This window comes from Thermococcus sp. (assembly GCF_027012695.1).
GTDB lineage: Archaea > Methanobacteriota_B > Thermococci > Thermococcales > Thermococcaceae > Thermococcus.
This window is the reverse complement of the sequence record NZ_JALUYR010000050.1, coordinates 1-20,821: the sequence shown is the minus strand read 5'-3', so window position 1 is coordinate 20,821 and position 20,821 is coordinate 1. Positions and strand designations below refer to the sequence as shown.

22 protein-coding genes and 1 pseudogene are annotated in these 20,821 nt (G+C 55.1%); 7 read left to right on the top strand and 16 right to left on the bottom strand.

Annotated elements, in window-relative coordinates; all coding sequences use genetic code 11:
* Window positions 1-18: 18 nt before the first annotated feature.
* The 16 genes from MV985_RS03670 to MV985_RS03595 all read right to left on the bottom strand — a co-directional run bounded on the left by MV985_RS03670 (window position 19) and on the right by MV985_RS03595 (window position 14,387).
* Complete coding sequence (locus MV985_RS03670) at window positions 19-1,635, bottom strand: YeeE/YedE thiosulfate transporter family protein (protein ID WP_297462608.1); 1,617 nt, start codon at window positions 1,633-1,635, stop codon at window positions 19-21.
* Between the two features lie 318 nt (window positions 1,636-1,953).
* A complete protein-coding gene (locus tag MV985_RS03665) occupies window positions 1,954-3,534 on the bottom strand; it encodes a proton-conducting transporter membrane subunit (protein WP_297462590.1) in 1,581 nt (526 codons plus the stop codon).
* 9 nt (window positions 3,535-3,543) lie between these two features.
* Window positions 3,544-4,047 (bottom strand): Na+/H+ antiporter subunit E, encoded by a 504-nt coding sequence (locus MV985_RS03660; protein ID WP_297462582.1) that lies wholly within the window; start codon window positions 4,045-4,047, stop codon window positions 3,544-3,546.
* Entirely contained in the window at window positions 4,044-4,430 is a 387-nt protein-coding gene (locus MV985_RS03655) for a sodium:proton antiporter (RefSeq protein ID WP_297462574.1), read from the bottom strand. The genes MV985_RS03660 and MV985_RS03655 overlap by 4 nt, the downstream gene beginning before the upstream one ends.
* Window positions 4,423-5,190, bottom strand: a complete 768-nt coding sequence (locus MV985_RS03650; protein WP_297462567.1) for a Na(+)/H(+) antiporter subunit B — start codon at window positions 5,188-5,190, stop codon at window positions 4,423-4,425. The genes MV985_RS03655 and MV985_RS03650 overlap by 8 nt, the downstream gene beginning before the upstream one ends.
* Complete coding sequence (locus tag MV985_RS03645) at window positions 5,187-5,444, bottom strand: hydrogenase subunit MbhD domain-containing protein (RefSeq protein WP_297416596.1); 258 nt, start codon at window positions 5,442-5,444, stop codon at window positions 5,187-5,189. The genes MV985_RS03650 and MV985_RS03645 overlap by 4 nt, the downstream gene beginning before the upstream one ends.
* Complete coding sequence (mnhG, locus tag MV985_RS03640; RefSeq protein ID WP_297462560.1) at window positions 5,441-5,896, bottom strand: monovalent cation/H(+) antiporter subunit G; 456 nt, start codon at window positions 5,894-5,896, stop codon at window positions 5,441-5,443. Before mnhG ends, MV985_RS03645 begins: the two co-directional genes overlap by 4 nt.
* On the bottom strand, window positions 5,893-6,177 hold the full coding sequence (locus MV985_RS03635; RefSeq protein ID WP_088885811.1) for a monovalent cation/H+ antiporter complex subunit F: 285 nt from the start codon (window positions 6,175-6,177) through the stop codon (window positions 5,893-5,895). The genes mnhG and MV985_RS03635 overlap by 4 nt, the downstream gene beginning before the upstream one ends.
* A complete protein-coding gene (locus MV985_RS03630; RefSeq protein WP_297462548.1) occupies window positions 6,174-8,063 on the bottom strand; it encodes a complex I subunit 5 family protein in 1,890 nt (629 codons plus the stop codon). The genes MV985_RS03635 and MV985_RS03630 overlap by 4 nt, the downstream gene beginning before the upstream one ends.
* On the bottom strand, window positions 8,063-9,532 hold the full coding sequence (locus tag MV985_RS03625) for a hydrogenase 4 subunit D (protein WP_297462541.1): 1,470 nt from the start codon (window positions 9,530-9,532) through the stop codon (window positions 8,063-8,065). The genes MV985_RS03630 and MV985_RS03625 overlap by 1 nt, the downstream gene beginning before the upstream one ends.
* Window positions 9,533-9,646: 114 nt before the next feature.
* On the bottom strand, window positions 9,647-10,567 hold the full coding sequence (locus MV985_RS03620; RefSeq protein ID WP_297462534.1) for a polyprenyl synthetase family protein: 921 nt from the start codon (window positions 10,565-10,567) through the stop codon (window positions 9,647-9,649).
* Window positions 10,554-11,432 carry a DUF3887 domain-containing protein gene (locus MV985_RS03615; protein ID WP_297462525.1) on the bottom strand — a complete coding sequence of 293 codons (879 nt, stop codon included), beginning with the start codon at window positions 11,430-11,432 and terminating at the stop codon, window positions 10,554-10,556. The genes MV985_RS03620 and MV985_RS03615 overlap by 14 nt, the downstream gene beginning before the upstream one ends.
* Window positions 11,433-11,528: 96 nt before the next feature.
* Window positions 11,529-11,903, bottom strand: coding sequence for a hypothetical protein (locus tag MV985_RS03610; protein WP_297462520.1), 375 nt, complete (start codon window positions 11,901-11,903; stop codon window positions 11,529-11,531).
* Complete coding sequence (gene hemH, locus MV985_RS03605) at window positions 11,884-12,777, bottom strand: ferrochelatase (protein WP_297462513.1); 894 nt, start codon at window positions 12,775-12,777, stop codon at window positions 11,884-11,886. Before hemH ends, MV985_RS03610 begins: the two co-directional genes overlap by 20 nt.
* A gap of 28 nt (window positions 12,778-12,805) precedes the next feature.
* Window positions 12,806-13,228: a DUF1641 domain-containing protein gene (locus MV985_RS03600; RefSeq protein WP_297462495.1), complete on the bottom strand. Its 423-nt coding sequence runs from the start codon at window positions 13,226-13,228 to the stop codon at window positions 12,806-12,808.
* Window positions 13,229-13,238: 10 nt separating this feature from the next.
* The gene (locus MV985_RS03595) at window positions 13,239-14,387 is read right to left on the bottom strand and encodes an FAD-dependent oxidoreductase (protein WP_297462487.1); all 1,149 of its coding nucleotides are present in this window, start codon (window positions 14,385-14,387) and stop codon (window positions 13,239-13,241) included.
* A 148-nt stretch (window positions 14,388-14,535) separates the two neighbouring features.
* Here MV985_RS03595 and MV985_RS03590 point away from each other — a divergent pair, with 148 nt between their 5' ends.
* From MV985_RS03590 to MV985_RS03560, 7 genes and pseudogenes are all read left to right on the top strand, one after another.
* Window positions 14,536-14,739, top strand: coding sequence for a hypothetical protein (locus MV985_RS03590; RefSeq protein ID WP_297462480.1), 204 nt, complete (start codon window positions 14,536-14,538; stop codon window positions 14,737-14,739).
* Window positions 14,740-14,851: 112 nt separating this feature from the next.
* Window positions 14,852-16,375, top strand: coding sequence for a cytochrome ubiquinol oxidase subunit I (locus MV985_RS03585; protein WP_297462472.1), 1,524 nt, complete (start codon window positions 14,852-14,854; stop codon window positions 16,373-16,375).
* Window positions 16,375-17,370 (top strand): cytochrome d ubiquinol oxidase subunit II, encoded by a 996-nt coding sequence (gene cydB / locus MV985_RS03580; RefSeq protein WP_297462464.1) that lies wholly within the window; start codon window positions 16,375-16,377, stop codon window positions 17,368-17,370. Before MV985_RS03585 ends, cydB begins: the two co-directional genes overlap by 1 nt.
* A 99-nt stretch (window positions 17,371-17,469) precedes the next feature.
* A complete protein-coding gene (locus tag MV985_RS03575; protein ID WP_297462458.1) occupies window positions 17,470-18,672 on the top strand; it encodes a TIGR04053 family radical SAM/SPASM domain-containing protein in 1,203 nt (400 codons plus the stop codon).
* 10 nt (window positions 18,673-18,682) lie between these two features.
* On the top strand, window positions 18,683-19,747 hold the full coding sequence (locus MV985_RS03570; RefSeq protein ID WP_297463194.1) for an ABC transporter substrate-binding protein: 1,065 nt from the start codon (window positions 18,683-18,685) through the stop codon (window positions 19,745-19,747).
* A 21-nt stretch (window positions 19,748-19,768) separates the two neighbouring features.
* Complete coding sequence (locus MV985_RS03565; RefSeq protein WP_297462450.1) at window positions 19,769-20,644, top strand: ABC transporter substrate-binding protein; 876 nt, start codon at window positions 19,769-19,771, stop codon at window positions 20,642-20,644.
* Window positions 20,641-20,821 (top strand): annotated as a pseudogene (locus MV985_RS03560) (iron ABC transporter permease); the annotation flags it as partial. The gene MV985_RS03565 and the pseudogene MV985_RS03560, both read left to right, overlap by 4 nt.

Sequence of the window (20,821 nt, the reverse complement as noted above, 5' to 3'; positions counted from 1 at the left end):
AAAGGAAAAATGGAAGGGTCAGGCCTTCTCGGCCTGATCGTAAAGCTCCCTCTCGAGCTCCACCATCTCCTCGAGCTTGCCCTCCTTCTCGAGCTTCTCCAGTCTCTTGAGGTACATATCCTCGCTGTTCATCCAGAGTATCTCCTTGGGCTTGACGCCGATGTTCTTCGCTCCCTTCTTGACGGCCCAGACGAAGAGGGCCGCCCACATGAGGATGTAGAGCAGGTAGATTATTGACTGCGCAGTCTTGCTGGTCGGTGCTATCAGTGCCGGTCCAAAGGTGGTCGGTGTGTAGGGGTAGCCACCCATGAGACCGTCCCAGAAGTCCCTGGCGAGGGTGTAGGGCAGGTAGCCGACGTAGAAGAATATCCAGATGAGGAGTCCGGTTATGTAGAGCAGCCCGGTCCTTCCGTAGTTCCTGAACTCACAGCCGAGCATGAAGACCGTTCCGATGCCGAGGAGCAGACCACCGAAGATGTCCATTGGTAGGGAGGTCATCTCCCTGATTGCAACGCCAACCTTGTGGAATTCCATTCCCGTTGCCTGGGCGTACATCTCGGCGAACTCCTTGGTGGCCCAGTGGTGTCCCTCCATGATGCCGAAGAAGGTGAAGCCAATCCAGAGAACCAGTCCAAAGAGCGTCATGTGAAGCGCCAGGGCCGCGAAGGGCTGGAGTGAGAGCATGACGGTTCTGAGGGAATAGGGCATCTTCCACTTTCTGGCGAAGGCCTTCTCGTCCTTGGCTATCATGTTGGCCATCTCCGGGTTGATGAGACCACACTCGGTACCGAAGCCGGTCTTGGCCACGGATATGCCAAGGAGTACACCAACGAGTATCTGGAGCGTTATCGTCGGGATGTTCTTGCCAATGAGCATGTTCTTGTATATCTTCGTCTGCTCGAGGCTCTCGGCCCAGCCCATTTTTATCGCATAGTCATTGCCAGCGAAGGCACCGTAGAGGGCAACCAGGAAGAACAGTATCAGGTAAGCGTAGAGGGCGTAGCGGAGCCATCCGTGGGAGGGTCCCTCGTTGTAGGTCAGACCGTCGGCCATCCTGTACTCATTGGCCTGCTTGACGTACCACTTGGTGTCCTGGCTCTTGAAGTACTGTGCTATGTTCTGGGCGGTGAGTATCTTGAAGCCTATGAGTGCCCCAACCGTTGCGAACCCCATGACGACGAAGCTCTTGATGTTAAACGCCGCGACTCCACCGAGGAGGTGGTGAAGCGTACATCCACCTGCCACACGGGTTCCCCAGGCGAAGAAGAATGCACCCAGCGCTGTGAATACAAGCATCTTCTTGGGGTACTTGACCCAGCTTCTCCACTCGCCCTCGAGCCAGGCGAAGAGCAGGGCACCGATGAATGCACCGATGATAATCCACTGCAGTGCCGGCTGATAGTCAGGCTTCGTTGCTATCAGGCTCTTGCCGAAGAGTGTACTCTCGAAGTGGGCGTACATCCTTGCGAAGCCGCTGGTAACTCCGATAAATTTGTGCTTCGGGTGGCCCCACGGGATGAAGAGATAGTTTATTATCTCTGCCGTTGCGGTCAGCAGTCCCGCTGTCCACCAGGGCCACTGCTTCTTCAACCATCCGACCCCTTTGTAGCCGTTCTCAAATTTTATCCCTGCCATGGGCATCACCTATTTGCGTTCTAGATATGTGCCAGATTGGTTTATAATTCTTTCCAATTGAGTCCTATTGTCAAACTTGTGTATCAAAAATCAAACCTAATTGCTTTTGATTTTGAACTGAGGTTCGATTTTTCATCCTTCTGCCTTCGAAGATCGAATAAGCCTCCTATTGTCGTCAACTGACGGGGTAGATTCCCGATAAACAGGCAATATCAAAATTCCTATCCGAACAAAATGTCGAAACCTGGGTTATGAGGTTGCCGAAAAATTTTAGTTGGAAAACCCACACCCTTTCGAAGAAAGAACGGAAACCGAACCTCAGCCCGATGCGATGATCCTTTCCGCGAGTCTCCTGACGGCATCAATGTAACTCCGATAATCCATGGCCTGAGTCGCCGCGGGAATTGCCAGCCTGTCAATCAGCATCGGTGAGAGGATTCCGATGCCTATGACCGCAACGGCCATGACCACCATAACGAGTGCCATGTACGGGTTCTCGTGTCCGTGTGGGCCCTCGTGGGAATGCTCGTGTTCATGATGGTGCCCCTCCCTCGGCTTTCCACGCCAGAGGTAGACGAGTGCCCTGAAGTACGCCCAGGCAGCAACCGCGCTCGTGATTATGATGACGACACCGAGGGCAAAGCTCCTCTCCACGAGGGCGTCGTATATCAGCATCTTGCTGAAGAAGGCATTAAGTGGTGGAACACCGACCAGGGAGAGTGTTGCCACCACGAAGGCAAAGGTCGTGAAGGGCATGCTTTTTCCTATGCCTGCCATCTTCTCGAAATCCTTTGTTCCGGAGGCGTGGATGAAGGAACCGGCAGCGAGGAAGAGGAGAGCCTTCGCCAGGGCGTGATTGACGATGTGGTAGGTCACCGCCATGAGGCCCGTGAAACTTAGAACTCCAAGCCCCATGAACATATAGCCGGTGTGCATTATGGTGGAGTACGCAACGAGACGCTTTATGTCCCTCTGCACGAGCATCATCGTGGAGCCGAGAAAGGCAGAACTCGCTCCCAAAATCAGGAGGACAGCCGAGATGACACCTCTAATCTCGCCTTCGGGCGGGAAGACGGTGTAGAGGTACCTCGCCAGAACGTAGATTGGAACCGCAACAACGAGCCCGCTGAGCAGGGCGGAGACAGGGGACGGCGCTGCCGGATGGGCATCAGGAAGCCAGAAGTGGCCGGGGAAGTTGGCGCTCTTGACAACCACCATCGAGATGGTGAGGGCGAAGAATATCGCCAGGGCAAGGGTTGGGTCGCCGAAGGTCTTCACGGTCACCGGGAAGGGAATCCCGTGGAACTTCGCGCTCAGATCGGCGAGGTTGAGGGTTCCGAAGGAGGCATAGACGAACCCCATGGCGAGGAAGTAGAGGCTCGTGGCGAGGGCACCTATTATACCGTACTTGAAAGCGGCCTCAACTGCCTTTCCATCCCGTCTTATGAATCCCACCAGGGAGTACGATGCCGCGCCGATAACCTCGAACATGACGAAGATGTTGAAGGCATCCCCCGTCATCAGGGCACCTATGATTCCGGTTTCGAGACCGAGGAGTGCCGTGTAATAATAGTGGATTCCCTTCTCGCGCTCCATGTAGCCGATACTGTAGACCATCGCCAGCAGGAAGAGAATCGAGGCTGTGAGGACGATAAGGGCGCTGAGCCTGTCAACTTCGAGGGTTATACCTATCGGGGCCGGCCAGTTTCCAACGAAGTACACCAGCGGTTCCTCAGATGAGTAAGCCATTATAAACAGCTTCCATGAGGCGTAGGCGGTGAGAATGGACGCGGTGAGGGCGTAGAGCTCAATAACCCTGCGGGACTTTACGAAGTAACCCAGGAGGGGAAGGAAGAAGGCGAAGCCGAGCGGTATGATGGGGACGATTCCTATCTCCATGCTCTCACCTCAGTCAAATATTTTTTTCGCGTAGTCCTCGAAGTAGGAAACAACGTTCTCCTTCACTTCCTTCTCATCGAGCGTTGAAACGTCAATCCAGTGGACGTAGAGCCATTTCCCGTCGTCGCTTATGTCAACAACGACCGTTCCCGGTGTGTTCGTTATCGAGTTCGCCACCAGAACCTTCCCGTAGTCGCTCTCAACATCCAGGGGGACTCTGACTATCCCCGGGTTCGCCTTGAGCGTGAAGACCCTCTTCGCAACGTCTATGTGGGTTTTTGTCTCCTCAATCAGGAAGTAGCGGAGGCCATAGACTATCGCGTGGAACCACCTCCTCGGAGAGAAGAACTTGGACTCGTTCTTCACCAGCCAGTGGTCCACGAGGAAGGAAACTATTAACGCCACTATCGAACCCGTTATCAGATCGTACTCACTCACCGAGCCCGTGTAGAAGAGGTAAACCGCCAGCACTATAACGAAAGTGGCAGGTGAGAACCTCCTGAGCGGGTTCATTCGTCATCACCCCTCATTACCTCGGCTATGTCCCTCGCATCGACCGTTCCGTGGAGGCGGTAGAACTGAATTGCGTAGGTGGTTAGGAGTATGTTCATGGCCATTCCTATGACGACAGCGGTGAGAACCAGAGCCTGAGGCAGTGGGTCAACGGATTTCTCCAAGAATTCCCTAAAGGTTATGTGCTTCTCGTAAACCGGTGGAAAAACGGGAAAGACCATCCTGTACCCTATCAGAATGAAGAGCATGTTTATGGCGTCGTTGGCTATGTTGAGCATGATGATTTTCTTGATGAGGTTGGAGCGCGTAGCAACGCCGTAAATTCCGAGGAACAGCATGGCGAAGAGCGTTATTGTGATGTACGCTAAGAGGAAGCTAATCATTGAGCTCCCCCCTTAAAACCACTTTGAAGACCCACTCAGGTATTCCCAGCACGAGGAACACTGTGAGGAAGCCGAAGGCCACCGCAAGATACTCTCCAACGTCAAGGTTGAAGAGACCCATCTCCCCGGGCAGGAGGTTTATCTCAAGGACCTTTCCATTGTAGAGGAAGACCGGAGCCAGTACCGTTGCAAGGATCAGGGCCAGGCCAACGGCGTAGGCTGAAATCGTATGTTTGAGCGTGAGTCCCTTCCGCTCAAGGGTGAACTTGCTGAAGGCTGCGAAGAGGAGCAGAGCAGCAACCGCCATGGCCGAACCGCCCTGGAAGCCTCCGCCCGGCGTTAAGTGGCCGTGGAGGGCTATGGAGGCGGAGATGGCGATTATCATTATCACGACCAGCTTGGTCGTTGCCCTAACTATGAGGTCCATCTGCCTGTGGGGCATCGTTGCCTCGAGCTCCCTAACGAGTTTCTCCTGTTCATCGGTTAACCTCAGCACGCTTAAGGCCCCCATTATGGCCAGGAAGAACACGAAGGTCTCAAAGAGCGTATCGAAGCCACGGTAGTTCCAGACTATAGCGGTAACCACCTCAGGGCTGTGACTTGTTAAGCCCTCGTGGGCGAAGGCGTTGCTCAGGTAGAACTCGCCGAGAGGCCTTAGCTCGGCTCCGCCGAGACCGAGAACGTTTTTTACCGTTACGGCGTAGGCTATGAAGAGGAATGCAACGAGCAGGGAGACCGCGACGAGAATATCCCGCTTCATTCTCCCACCTCGTAGCGCTCGGTCTTGCTTATCGCGAGGATAACGAGTGCAGTATAGGCTCCGACCGCTATCGCTAAGTAGGCGAGAACTATGTCAGGCGCGGCCAGGATGTAGAATCCAAGGGCAAAGAACGTGGACTGGACGGAGCTTAGGGCCAGGGCCTTCAGCAGGTCGTGCTCCTTCATCGCGAGATAGCTGAAGACGAAGCCGAAGGAGACGACTATGACGAGGATGAGGAGGTGAAGCTCTATCATCTTCCAACCCTCCTGAAGGAGAACTTTGGTTCCTCCTCTTCTCCAGGAACCTCCTCGTGCTCGCGAACGAGTTCGGCGACATCCTCCCTCCTGGGCAAGTCCTCCTCGAGCTGGTCAACTACCAGAGGAGGCTTCTTTCCGACCTTTCCGAAGTACACGGCCGAAACCAGAGAGTGAGAGCCGGTGGGGGCTATGAGGAGAATGAGAACGCCGACTGTGAACGCTATTCCGGCCATGAAGAACCTCTGGCTTCCGAGGGGATGGTAGACGAGAGCAACAAGTCCTGCACCGAAGACCGGAAACGCGGCACCGCCTATTGTTCCGATGGTGGCGGCGTGGCTCCTCATGTAGAAGTCACCAAAGCGCAGCAACCCTATGGCCGCTATGAGGTCATAGATCGCCCCGAGGAGGATCGCGATCGAACCGATGATGAAGATGACCTCCTCTATCATACCTCCACCTCCCCATAGAGGACGTACTTGGTGTAGTAGACGTCGAGCATGAAGGCCCAGAGGGCGAGGATTATGGCGCCGCTGGCGAGCATTATTGACTTGAAATAGATGCCAAGGACGACCATGAATGCCGCCATGTCGAAGGAGAGGCAGTCCACGGCTAGGATAATGTCCGCGGTTGTAGGTCCCTTAATCGCCCTTATTCCGTACAGGATAAAGGCCAAGGCGTAGATGACGGCCGAGAAGTACAGCACGTTGAGGAAGGCACTCTCAAAGTTCATGCAAACACCCCCAGGAGAACTATAAGGACTGCCATCGCTATGGCAAAGCCGCCTATGAGCGCGTTCATATCAAGGTTCCTGCTTTTACCCCAGTGCGCGAGCCTTTCAACGGCCCTTATCAGGGGCATGAACATCGCCTCATCGAGGTGCCTTATGGGGTAGTCAAAGGCATCGTCCACGTCCTCTATGTCCGGAAGTTCGTACCGGGGAACGACCTTTATCACCGGGAGGACGTAGGTGATGTAGGCCCTTTTGAACTTCCCGAGGAAGAATTCAAAGGCCTCCTTCAGTATGTCGCCAGCGTTGTAGAATATGAGGAGCAACTCGCTGATCCTGTCTGTTGGCATCTTCCCGATCTTCCAGCCCGCCAGCGGGGCGGCAATTAGAAGGACCACCGCAAGCAGGAAAGAGGGCGACGCGAAGAAAACCTCCACAGGACTTCCCGGAATCGAACCGCGTATCTCCTCTATCGCGGAGATCAGCCAGGGGTGGAGGATTAGCGGGAAGATTGCGACTGTGAAGCCGGCCACCGCCATCATTCCCGTGACGGCTCTTATCATGAGCGGTATCTCTTCTCTCTCGACTTCCCTCTCGCAGAGCTCCCTGTTGAGGCGCCTTATCTGGAGGATCGAGGCCATCGGGAAGAGGCTGAGGAATGCTATCGTCAGCATCATTATCCAGAGGAGAACGTCCCTCGACATGGCTATGCCCTCGTATATCGGCCACTTGGAAACGAAGGCAGCCAGAGGGGGAACACCCGCCATCGAGAAGACCGAGAGTGATATGAGGAGCGAGATGACATGCCCCCTGAGGAGCTTCCGTATTGAGCACACCGTCGGATCCTCGCCGTAGTGCTCTATCGCCCCCAGTCCGAAGAAGACGGTGCCCTTGTAGAGCGCCTGGTACAGGATGTGGAGGAGCGCTCCTATGAGGACTATCGTTCCCGCGGTTCCCCCCAGGACCATCGAAGCGCCGAGGGCGAAGAAGGCTATTCCAACGTCCATTATGCTGTGGTGGGCAAACTTGCGCTTGAGCCTTATCTCGCGGAAGGAGTAGAGCGTCGCGAATGCCGAAACGGTGCCCAGAGCTGCCACTGTGTAGCCAACTGCCCGCGAGGTGGGGAGAGCGAACTCAACCGTCCTGAGAAGGCCGTAGAAACCCAGCCCCTCACCGATTATGAATACTGGAATGAAGGGACTTGGAACCGAACGGTAAGCGCGGGCCACCCAGGTGTGGAAGGGAAAGACACCAGCCCTTACCAGGAAAGCCGAGAGATAGAGGGCGTACATGAGCCAGAGGCCGACCGGGAGGTTGGCGAGGTTCTCTCTAAGACCTTCGAAGGTCAGCCCGTGCAGATCCCCCACGGCGGAATAGGCGAGGGATGTCGCGAGGAGGAGGGGGATTATGCCGAAGAGCTGTGTTATAACGATGTACCTCCACGCCGCCTTCCGCGAACCCTTTGTCTCGGAGGTAAGGATAATAACGAAGGTGAACACCGCGAAGAGCTCATAAGCCAGGGTGAACCGCTCAAGGTTATTCGTGACCAGAAAGAGAAGGGCCGAGAGCAGGGCCATGTTGACGGAGAGGCCGAGGTACCTTCCACTTCCCCTCGTCCTGTAGTCGAGGAGGTAAAGCGAGAGGGAGAATGTGATGAAAGCCAGGATCATCAGGAAGAGGGCCGAGAGCGGATCGACTTCAACCTCCGTCGGTAGAAATGGGATCACCTCACCGCGGAATCCCCCTATGCCCTTCACCGAGACAACGAAGATCGGCAGGGACGAGGCGAGCGTAAAGGAGTAGGCCAGCCTGCCACCCCGGAGCAGGGAAACCAGCGCACCCAGGAACAGGAGGGTGAGGGCTATCTCCAGAACCGCCACGGGCTCCATCAATGGCCACCTCCGAAGAAGCCGATCCCATGGACGAGGGGATAGGCGAGATAAGGAACGATGAAGACGAGGATCAGGAGCATTATCAGGGATGCCGTTATTATCGGGTGGGTGTGAGCCTTCGCCACGCTCCTCTTTCCAAAGACGTTCCTGGTTATCCACTTAACGCCAACCCAGAGGAACACTGCTGAATCAACGAGTAGCATCAGTATCGGAAGCCAGGCCAGGGGCGTTATCCTGATCGCGCTGAGGGTGGTGAGGAGCTCGGCCTTGCTGAAGGCTATCGCCATCGGCGGGAGGCCCGCCAACCCAAGGAGTGCAACGCTCCAAGCTAATGCGTTGACCGGAAGGAGGTCCTTGAGGCCGCTTATCCGTCTCATGTCGAGGGTTCCAAGGGAGTATGTGAAGGTTCCTGCTGTGAGGAAAGCCAGTCCCTTGACGAAGGCGTGGGTGGTGAGCTGGAACATGGCAGCCTTGAGGCCCACTTCAAGACCAAGAGCTGCGAAGGTCAGGCCGACGAACATTATTCCAGCTTCAGCCACCGTTGAAAAGGCCAGAAGCCTCTTGGCGTCGTTCTGAACGGGGTAATTCAGTATCGGGATGAGAAGTGTCAGGGAAACCATCACCGCCATGAAGTAGAAGATCCAAACCGGTAAGGGCCCGATGAACTGGAGAACCCTCGCAACGAGATAAACGCCCATCTCGACCATCGCCGCGCCGTGAAGGAAGGCACTGGCTGGAGTCGGGGCCTCCATGGCATCGGGAATCCAGGAATAGGTCGGGAACTGGGCGCTCTTCGTGTAGCCCGCGATGAGGAGCGCTATGAAGACCCATGGCTTCAGTGACTCCGAAACGTGGGAGAGCGAGAAGAGGCTCAGGTCGTGAAGCTGGGTTATTCCCACTCCGATGGCGGTGTAGAATCCTATCATCGCCCCGATGTTGGGGATTATAAAGGCCTTGAACCCGGCCCTGACGCCTGCTTTCGTTCCGTAGTAGCTAACCACACCCCAGCAGGCAAGACCCATGAGCTCGAAGAAGATGAGCAGGCCAAGGAAAGTGGAGGAGTATATGAAGCCGAGAGTAGCGCCTTCAAAGAGGGTCATCCAGGCGTAGAAGAGACCCTTTCCCTTTCTGACGGGATGTCCAGCGTTCCTCTCGCTCATGTACTCCATTCCGTAGAACATGAAGATGAAGCCGGCTAAAGCGACGACCGTGCCAATTAGAACGCTCATAGGATCGATTATAATACCGTAAACCTCCCCCAGGCGTTCCGTGATCATGTAGGCGACGTGAACTGTCCCGTGATGGTGATGAAGCAGGTATTCGATCAAAACGCCGAACTGGAGAAGCATCGCCGTAAAGAAGGAGCCCAGCATAACAGCGTCCGCTCTCTTCCCGTCCAGTTTGAAGAGCACCAGCCCTCCGAGTAGAGGAACGATGAAGGTGAGCGTAGCGAGAAGCCCTATCATCCCCCGCCCTCCTGAACCTAAACCCATTAGGTTGGGCTAATCCCCCTTTTAAAGTTTTTCGGCGATCTCCGAAAGTCCTTTTAACGAATGCACAAATATGTGAAATTCGATAGGCTAACCACCGACTTTTTTGAACTTCGCGAAGACCCCCTCGAAGTACTCGTTGACCAGCGAGATAACGCCGGAGGAGTCAAAGGGGAGGGAGCTGATGGATTCGTACGCCTCCTTCAAAAAGTCCTTCGCCGTGTCCATGGCCTCCCTGAAGACACCCGCGCTATTCATCCGCTCAAAGAGTTCCAGGAGGTTTTCCTCCGTGGGCTGGAGCAGGGTTTTCTCAACGAGTGCCGAGCCGTAGCGTTCCGAGTAGAGTATGAGCGGGAGCGTCGTTTTCCCGTTCAGCAGGTCCTTGAAGCGGTCCTTTCCGGTCCCCGGGAAGTAGTCCAGGACATCATCAACTATCTGAAAGGCCCTGCCGACGAGGATTCCTGCCTTATCAAGCTCCCTCCAGAAAGGTTTCCCGATGTAGTAGGCCGGCAGGGCAAAGGAGGCCCCGAAGAGCCCTCCGGTCTTTCCGTCTATTATCCTGTAATATGTATCAACGTCGAGGTGTACGCTCCCCCGAACGGCCTCCTGAAGGATCTCGGCCTTCACCATCTCCTCCACAACTCCTGCAACGTAGTCAACCATCCCAACCCGCTTGGATGCTATTATCCTCAGGGCCCTGACGAAGAGAAAATCCCCGCTCAAAACAGCAAGTTCCGGCCCCCACTGCATTGGCACGGTGGGACTGTTCCTCCTCTTTTCCGCGAGGTCTATCACGTCGTCGTGGACCAGGCTGGCGGTGTGGATGAGTTCAACGGCTGAAGCAAGGTCGAGGGCATCGCTTTCATCGAGGCCCAGTCCATTTGAAACCGCCAGGATTATCCTCGGCCTTATCCTCTTTCCCCCGCTTCTTATTACGTACTCTCCTATCTTCTTCGCGAGTTCGACGCTTCCCTCAAGCGTTTCTATGAGCTTTTCGTCAAGGGATTCCATTCCGCCTCACCCCCAGGTAAGCCGCAAGGACCAGACCTGCGCCGGCCGTGAGCATTGCCACCCCTGGCCTTCCCAGGGCCATCAGGGAGAGCGAGATAAACTGGAAGATCGTGAAGATGGGAAGGTACTCAACTCTCCCCGCGGAGTAGAGCATTGCCGTTAAGCCGTGGAATGCCGTGAAGATCAGGGCACTGAGGAAGGCATAGGCCAATCCCCCGGAAAAGGAAACGGGGAGCTTGAGGATGAAGTTGGTGGCAACGAAGGTTCCTATTGCCAGAAAAACGTACTTGCCGACGCCGAAGCCGAGACCGAGGGAGAAGCCGTCCCTTTTACGGGAGAAGTAGTACTTTGAGCCCTCCACGGTAAGGGCGATCAGGAGGGATGAGAGGAGGACGCCCGTGATCCTGCTGAGCCCCACGGTTATCAGGGAGTAGAAGGGCAGGATTATCCCGAGACCGAGCGCTATTCCAGCGCCCAGGATGAAATCCGCCACCTCAAGCTTCCGCCTCCAGAGGTAGAGCACCCCCAGGGAGAGGAGGGAGCCGAGCATGGTTAGGAGCATCCCCGCTGGATTGAGTCTCGCTTTGACGCCGAGGGCAATGCCAACCAACTGACCGTTTTTGTAAGCCAGGAGAACGGGGAAGGAACCCCTCTCACAGCGAACCGTGTACTCGTACCTGACGAGGTCCCCCGAGGTGGAGTTGGAGACGGGCTCAAAGGCAAGGGGCTTCCCGTAGTTTTCGAGGATAAAGGCCCTCACCTGGTTGAAGTAGTCCTCTGTGAACTGATCCCTGAGCTCTTCGCCCAGGTAGGGTTCTATCAGCGAGTAGTTTCCGGTGTCAACTGCCTCAACAAACCTGTTCATGAAATCATCCGGTCCCAGCGGAGAGGCCCGGGTGGAAATGGGGAAAAGTAACAGTAACAGGAGCGCGGAAACGATGGCCTTTCTCATTGGTCTCCCTCACACCGCGTGGGAAAGGGCCCTTATTAGACCTTTCGCCAGCCTGTCAACAAAGGGTATCCTGTAGGTCCGGCCCCGCATGTAGGAGTACATTCCAAAGGCCGCGTAGAGCAGCCAGGCGTAGACCACGTACATGGCCGGCCCGAAGTGGGGATAAACCCTGTTGACCGGCATGTGCCAGACCGCCATGAAGGTCAGCCAGGCGAAGAAGCCCATTACGCTCGAGTAGGCCGCGTGAATCCTGGTAAACTCATCGGTGTCCTTCATCAGAAGGAGGGGTATTCCCCCGACGAAACCCATGATGTACGCTATGAAGGCGTTGGTAAACCTCTCCGCTTCGTTTATCTTGGCCCTTTCAGTTTTCGTTACCGGCATTCAGGATCACCTCCGCTATGGCCTCGCTAAGGAGAGGGTCGCGGTGGTTCAGTTTGGCCCGGTAATATTTCAGGCCGAGTCCCTCAGCGACCTCCCTGTATTCAACGTCCAGCTCGTAGAGGGTCTCAACGTTCTCAACAAGAAAACTCAGCGGGTAAACGAGAACCTCGTTAATCCCTTCCGATTCCAGCCTCTCCAGAACCTCGGGAACAGCTGGCCCGAGCCACTCGCCCCTTCCAAACCTGCTCTGGAAGGCCATCTCCCAGGGCAGGTCGAAGGCCTTCATCACCCTCTCCGCCAGCTCTCTGTGGCTCCTCTCGTAGGGGTCGCCCCCGTCTATGACCTTCCTGGGTAGACTGTGGACGCTGAGGATGATGTAGGGCTCTTCAAAGCCACTCTCTTTCAAACCGTTCTCGATGTTCCTCTGAACCCACTGGATGAACTTCTCGTTGCCCCACCACTCCTTTATGTAAGGCTTCTCGCCGAAGAGTTGCCTTATTTTGACGAGGCAGCGCTCGGTGGTAGAGCTCGAGTAGACGTGGTAGAGCGGAAAGACCAAATCGAAGTCCCAGTTCAACTCCTCCAAAAGCGGTTTCGAGTAGCACATGCCGAGCCTTATCTCGTGGCCCGTCTTCTCGCTTACCGCGTTTGCTATCTCCATCATGTAATCAACCAACGGACTTCTGCCTCCTATGGCCGCGTAGTGCTCCCTCACCTGCCTCGCGCGAACTTTGGCTATGCCCCTGATTATGGCCTTCGCTCCGGGAACGTCGAGGCCTATGTGGTGCCTCACATCATAGAGAAACCTGAAGATAAAGTCCTCGATTTCATCCGGCTCGGTGGGAGCGCCCATGTAGGTGAAGAGAACCCTCAAGGTTCCACCCCCGAAAAGAAGGAAAGGGTCAGAGCTTGCCGTTCAGAGCCGCTCCTAAGTTCTTCGCGAGGGTTAGGAGGAAGCCGAGTCCCTTCTGCACATCCTCATCGCGGAGATATCCTAATGCAGCGGTCATGCCGACCTTCGGAACTTCCTTCGGGTCGGTCTTTGCCAGTGCCTTGAGCAAAGCCCTTACGAGCTCCTCAGTGTTCCAGCTTATCTCCCTGACCTCTGCCGTTTCAAGCTCCCTAACGGGTTCGAGGGCGGCGTTTCCAACTCCCATCAGCCTGAGGAGGGCTTTTTCTTCTGCCACCGTCTCGAGGAGCTTGTCGCCGTTCTCGGTCATGGCCTTTAGTATGCCCAGCGTTCCGCCCTTCTTGAGGGCGAGGGCAACCTCCGCTAACTCCTTAACGGCCGCAACTTCCTCCGGGGTAAGCTTGAGTTCGCTCATCTTCACCACCTCACAGCCTCAAACTGTCCAGCCAGCCCCTGTAGAAGGAATCCTTCATCAGCCTCACGAGCGGACTCTTTATCAGAAGATAGCACTCGCGCTTGTACTTGTTTCCGGCCCACTCGTACTCGCAGTTTCCTGAGAAGCCCGTGTTGTAGCCGTGGCCGACACAAAGCGTTGGGGCGTATTCAGCCACCGGATAGCCTCCGTGTATCCTGTGGAGTATGCTGGTTGCCGCAACGATTGATGCATTATGGAGCGGAACTCCCGCTGTTAGGAGTCCGAGCGGCGGCATGCTCGCTTCACTAACGATGTAGACCTCGTCGTAGTCTGGATAGCGGAAGTCAGGGCCGATTACTTTCGCCCAGCGCGGATCCTTTTCATCGGCCATGAACGCCATGACGTCGGGAATAGCTATGGGTGGTATCTTGATGAGGAGGTCGTAGTCAACTTCCGCGTTCTTGGTTACCACCTTGTTCGGCGTTATCTCGACGTGGCCCTCGTTGTGGATGAAGTTAACGTTGGCCTTCTCCATCTCCCTCTCGAAGAACCTGACCAGATCGGGACCGAGACCTATGGCCGGCCTCTTGTCGGGGTGGACGACGGTAATCTCAACGTCCTCTATTCCGCGGTGCTCGAAGTACATCCTGAGGTTGAGGCTCATCTCGTAGGGGTATATTCCACAGCGGTGCGGTCCTTCTGGAGCGTAGATGACTATCTTTCCGGCCTTGAACTCCGAAAGGGCTTTGTGAAGCTCGAGAGCCCCTTCGAGGGTGTAGTTGTGGTAACCGTACTCGGCGAAGCCCCTGTACTTGTCCCAGACGTACTTGACGCCCAGCCCAAGGAACAGGTAGTCGTAGTCGTAGGTCTTTCCTCCCTCGGTCTTCACCTGCCTGTTGGCGAGGTCGATCTCGGTGACCCTGTCGATGTCAACATTGAAGCCGTATACCCTTTCCGCGTTCTTTATCGGGGCCCAGGTCTCCTCAGGTGAGGCCGAACCCAAAGCCACCTCCATGAAGAGCGGGGGCATGTAGTGCCTCTCGCTCGCGGTCACCATCGTGACGTCCACATCGATGCCAAGTCTCTTCGCCTCGGAAGTTATGTACCTCCCTGCCACCAGTCCGGCGGTTCCACCGCCGAGCACAAGAACCCTTGCCATGGGCACACCTCCTCAGTTAGGTTGGTCTAAAAAAATTGGGATGTTGGGGTATTTAACCCTTTTGATTATCGCACCCACTTCGTTCGGAAAACTCCCGGAGCGAAAGGGATATAAGAACGATCAACGAAAGGGGTTCCGGTGATGCGCCATGGCTGTGAAGGCTGAAACCGGGAAGGAAGTGGTCTGCGGACTCGTGGCCATAACCTTAACACTGCTGTTCGTTATACTGGCATTTCTGTTACACAACGTTGTGTGGATTGTTGTTGGAATGCTGTTCAGCGTGGGCTTCCTGCTGTACGAGGCAGAGGTCCACGGCCAGGGATTCTTCGTCAGGCCAAAGGCCAGGAGTTAGGCCTTCAAATTTTCGTTTTCTGTCGAAAAAACCGCGTTAGGACTCCCGAAAACGTTATAAGTTTGGATTGCAGTATTGGTAGTTTGAAGGACAAACCTGGAGGTGACGTGGAATGGACCCGGTGCTGCTCTCGAGAATCCAGTTCGCCTTCACCGTGGCGTACCACTGGATTTTCGTGCCCGCGAGTATAGGTATGGCCTTTATGGTATTCCTGCTATGGACCATGGCGGCGATAACAGGCGAGGAGCAGTGGCATAAGGCTGCAAAGTTCTTCAGCAAGTGGCTCGGTGTATTCTTCGTTCTCGGCGTCCCAACCGGAATAGTCATGGAGTTCGAGTTTGGAGCGAACTGGGCAAACTACTCGGTCTTTGTTGGCTCGATCTTCGGGCCGCCGCTGATGCTCGAGGGACTCTTTGCCTTCGCCCTTGAGTCGACCTTCATTGGAGTGCTCCTCTTCGGCATGGACAGACTCCCGAGGGTAATAAGCTGGATTTCAGCCTTCTTCGTCTTCATCGGTTCGAGCCTCTCCGGACTCTGGATTCTCATAGCCAACAGCTGGCAGCAGGTTCCAACGGCCTACGTCATCAGGGAGACGTCCCTCGGCATAAGAGCCGAGCTGACCGACTTCATGAAGGCAGTTTTCAACCCGCTCCTGGTTTCCCAGTACACCCACACCATCAACTCCGCGATAATAACCGGCGCCTACATAGTTGCGGCCGTTGGAGCTTACTACCTCCTCAAAAAGAGGCACGTCCAGGTGGCGCGCTCGGCTGTTGCAATAGGCATAGTCGTCCTCGCGATAAGCTCGATAATCCAGCTCTATCCAACTGGACACGAGGAGGGCAGGGTTATAGCCAAGTACCAGCCGACCAAGCTGGCGGCCGACGAGGGACTCTTCGAAACGACGAGGGGAGCGCCCATGGTCATCTTCGGCATAGTTGACGAGAAGAATCAGGAAATCAAGTACGCCATAGAGATTCCAAAGCTGTTAAGCTGGCTGTCCTTCGGAGACTGGAACGCCGAGGTTATGGGCCTCCACGATGCAGCGAAGTACGTCTGGTACGAGCAGGTCCTCAACAACCCGAACTTCGAGAACGAGAAGGTCAAAAAGGAGTTCATCGAGCAGATAATGAGGGCTCATGGCGTCGACCCGAACGACCCGCAGGCGAACGAGAAGATGGTGAAGGTCCTCGAGAAGGCAGTCCCGGTAGCCTTCATGTTCTACGCCTACCGCGTCATGGTCGGCCTAGGGACGCTCTTCATAGCCATCGGCGGCCTTGGAGTGCTCCTGCTCCTCCTCGGCAAGCTCTACGACGCTCGCTGGTTCCTCAAGATGCTTGTCGTTACACTGCCCCTGCCCTGGCTCGCCGGTATGGCCGGCTGGTTCACCCACGAGGTTGGAAGAATGCCCTGGATGGTCTGGGGAATGGTGACGGTTAACACGGGCGTTTCACCGAACGTTTCAGCAACCAGCGTGCTGATAACCCTGATAGCATTCGCAGTGGTCTACACGGTGCTGTTCTACATCTGGCTCCACTTCGTCAGGAAGCTCGTCAGGGAGGGGCCCGAGCCCGTTCAGGGTGATGTCACCTCCAACCCCGTTCCCTCAATCAGCACCGCGGGAGGTGGTCAGTGATGGACTACGCGACTGCATGGTTTTACTTTTCAGCCTTCCTCCTCGGAATGTACCTTGCCTTTGACGGCTTCGACCTTGGAATAGGCACGCTGTTATTCTTCGTTAAGGACCAGAGGGACAGAGACGTCCTCATAAACACAATAGCCCCCGTCTGGGACGGCAACGAGGTCTGGTTCATCACCTGGGGAGCGGGACTCTTCGCGATGTGGCCGGCCCTCTACGCGACGCTCTTCAGCACCTTCTACCTCGCGGTGTGGCTTTTAGCGTTCCTGTTCATCTTCAGGGCGGTCAGCTTCGAGTTCAGGAACAGGAACAAGGCCCTCTGGGACAAGCTCTTTGCAGTAGTCAGCGCGCTCATAGCGCTGATCCTTGGCGTCATAGTCGGCAACCTCATCCAGGGACTCCCATTGGACGCCAGCGGTGCCTTCAAGGGGTCACTGCTGACGCTCTTCAGACCCTACCCGCTAATAGTCGGCCTATTCGTGCTCTTCGCGGTAATGTGGCACGGGGCCAACTGGGCCGTCTACAAGACGACAGGTAAGCTCCAGGAAACCATGAGGGGCTACGCCTTCAAGTTCTGGCTCCTGACGGTGGTCTTCCTCCTGCTCACAGTGATAGGCATGAAAATCTGGGCACCGCTCAGGTTCGAGAGGCTAATGACGCCACTCGGCCTTGGGCTCACGCTGGTAATCCTCGTTGCAGGACTGCTCGACGGCTACCTCATCAAGAAGGGCGAGGAGAAGCTGACCTTCTACATCAGCTGGCTGGCATTCCCCCTCGTTACCTTCCTGATCTACTACAGCATGTACCCCTACTGGATAATCTCCACGATCTCGGACTTCAAGCTTGATATCCACGACCTGGCAGCGTCACCCCTAACCCTCCAGGCAGTCCTTGGAGTGTCAGTGGTGCTAGCGATAATCATCATGGCCTACACACTATACGTCTACAGGATGTTCGGCGGCAAGGTCGAAGAGGCCACAGGCTACTACTAACCCCCTCTTCTTTTATCCTCCAAACACTGTTTTTTGGGGAAAGGTTTTTAATTCGATTACCCTAAGTTCATTCCGGTAACCTAAAAGACGGTGGTCGAAATGCATCGAGGCAAATCTGGCCACTGGCCCTACTATAAAAAGCCAGTTTTGGTGTTCTGGGAAACCACCAAAGCCTGCCAGCTCAAGTGCAGGCACTGCAGAGCCGAGGCGATTCTCCAGGCCCTCCCCGGCGAGCTGACGACGGAGGAAGGAAAAAGGCTCATCGATTCACTAACCGAATTCGGAAGGCCCTATCCGATTCTAATTCTAACCGGTGGAGACCCCCTCATGAGGAAGGACATCTTCGACCTCATAAAATACGCAACCGAAAAGGGCATCCGCATTGGTTTAGCTCCGGCTGTAACACCCCTCCTCACGGAGGAAACTATTGATAAAATAGTCGAGCACGGCGTTAGGGCTGTGAGCATAAGCCTCGACAGTCCCTTCCCGGAGGTTCACGACTCCATAAGGGGCATCGAGGGGACGTGGAAAAGAACCGTCTGGGCGATAAGGGAGTTTCTCAAGCGAGACGTTGCAGTTCAGGTTAACACCGTCGTCATGCGCGAGACCCTTGAAGGCCTACCTGAGATGGTCAAGCTATTGAATGATTTGGGCGTTGGAATCTGGGAGGTCTTCTACCTCGTTCCGACCGGCAGGGGCAACTTCGAGAGCGATTTGAAACCGGAAGAGTGGGAAGATGTAACCCACTTCCTCTACGAGGCATCGAAGCATCTCCTCGTTAGAACAACAGAGGGACCGATGTTCCGGAGAGTTGCCATAGTGAGAAAGGCCCTTGAAGAGAAGGGCCTCAACCCTGACGAGGTTCTGAAGCCGGGGGAGCTTTACTTCCGGCTGAAGCGCAGGCTGGTTGAGCTCCTCGGCGAGGGGGGAGAGGCAAGAGCACAGACGATGGGAACCCGCGACGGGAAGGGTATAGTATTCATCGCCTACAACGGAAACGTCTATCCAAGTGGTTTCTTACCCTACAGTGTTGGCAACGTGAGGGAGAAAAGCCTCGTCGAGATTTACAGGGAAAGCGAACTCATGAGAAAGCTCCGCTCGGCCGACTTCAAAGGACGCTGTGGTGCCTGTGAGTTCAGGGAAGTCTGCGGTGGGAGCAGGGCGAGGGCTTATTCATACCACCTTGACCCTTTAGCTGAGGACCCGGCCTGCCCATACGAGCCGGGTTCATACCTCAGTCTCGCTGAGAAATTCGGGTTGAACCTCCCGATTGGCACCTTTGGAGAGCAGAAGCCTTTGTGAGGTGGTGGAAATGAGATTGAAGTCGCTTATACTCGTTGGCATTCTCCTCCTTTCAGTCATTAGTGCGGGCTGTATCGGAAGCTCGAAGACCTCCACGACCCCAACACCCCACCAAAAGGAGATAACCGTCAAGGACTTCGCTGGAAGGAGCGTGACCGTGAAGGTTCCGGTTCAGCGGGCGGTAATCCTGTCAACCTCTGCCCTCGAGATGGTCCAGCTCCTCAACGCGAGCAATCAAGTAGTTGGAATTCCGGTAGAGGCTAAGGGGGACGCTTTTCTTACTCAGGCCCTTAAAAACAAGACGGTCGTCGGCAAGAGGCTCAAAGTGGACGACTGGGAGAAGGTTTTGGCGTTAAAGCCCGACCTCATCGTGAACCTCTACCTCAAGAAGTTCTACGACGTTGACGAGTTCCTCAACAGGTCAGCGAGCTACGGGATTCCCGTAATAATGCTCCGCGAGGATAAGCTTGAGGACATTCCGAAGGCCGTTTCCCTGCTCGGAAAACTCTTCGGGAAGGAAAAAGAGGCCAAAGCCTTCGAGGACTACTTCAACGAGCAGGTGAATGAGGTTAAGGCGAGGGCCTCGAAGATACCGGCCGAGAAGAGAAAGAAGGTCATCATGATACAGCCGATAATGGGGAAGCTCTACTTAGTTAACGGCAACGACGTTTTAGCTCAGGCGGTAAGGCTTGTCGGCGGGGACTACCTCGTCAACATAACTTTCAACGGCTACACACCGGTTAGGGTCCCGATGGACAGGGAGAAGATAATCGCCAGCTACAAAAACGCGGACGTGATAATCCTTCTAACCAGCTCAGTAACGCCGTACGAGAAGGTTGAGGAGCTTAAAAAGGAAATGCTGAGCGACGATGCGTGGAGACAGATAAAGGCCGTCCGCGAGGGCAACGTCGTAATACTGAGGGCCGACATGGGGAAGGATTCCTTCCTTCGCTGGAGCCCGAGGATGGCCGTTGGAATCTGGGTCATCGGAAAGGCAGTCTATCCCAACTACTACCCCAACTGGGAGGGCAAAGCGAAGGAGTTCGTCCAGACGTTCTATCCCTTCCTCTCCTGATTTCCATTTTGAGGTGGAAAAATGATAGCGGTCTTTCCGGCAAGCCTCGCGGAAATTGTCAAGCTGGTTGGAAAAGGGGGCGAAATAGCGGGGATAAACGAGGAAGTCAAACTCGATTACTGCCTGCCGGAGCTGAAGGACAGGCCAGTTATTGGTAAATACCTCAAGAGGACGAAGAAGACATACTGGGACGTTCTGGAGGGAATAAGGCCGAAACTAATCCTCGACTTCAGGGTTGAGAACCTTCACTCCTCGGGCGAGCTGTATTCCTTTGCCGAACGGATTGGCGCGGAGGTTCTTCTCCTCGACTTCTTAACGGTCGAAAACCTCATTGAAGGGAGCAGGCTGATAGCCGAAAAAACCGGCGGGGACTTTTCAAAACTGGAGAAGTTCTACGAAAGGCACCTCGCAAGGATAGGAGAGATAACCCAATCGCTTGAAGAAAAGCCGAAGGTGGTTATGCTCTACCGCGGGATAAACGTTGTAACTGGCACAAACGTAATAAGCGACGCGGTCGAGAAGGCAGGTGCAGAAAGCCTCGGGAAGAGACTGAGAACGGAAAGGAAGATCTATGCCCTCAAAAAGGAGGACTTCATCAGGCGTTTCAGCGATGCTGACCATATATTCCTTTTGACGAGCGTTCTGACAAACAGGGAGAGGCTCGAAGGTATAAGGGACGAGATGCTTGACTCGACGGAATGGAGAAATATTAAAGCCGTTGATGAAGGCAACGTCCATATCGTTGGCTCGGCATTGGATAGGGAAAGCTTTATGCGGTGGAGTCCGCGTTTAATTCCCGGAATCTACCAGATTGGAAGGTTCGTCCACGAAAAGCTCTTCCCCGACTGGAGAAAGCCGGCAAAAGAGCTTTACAGCCTCTGCGGTGTTGAGGAATGAGAAAGCTCGCCCTCATAGTCCTGCCATCACTCGCGGTATTCCTCGGAATCTTCGTGGGGAGTTATCCAACCAACCCCTTCAACCTGACGCCGGGTGCCGTAACGATAATCCAGGAAATCAGACTTCCAAGGACTCTGATGGGCATCTCAGCGGGAATAGCTCTCTCGTTGGGTGGCA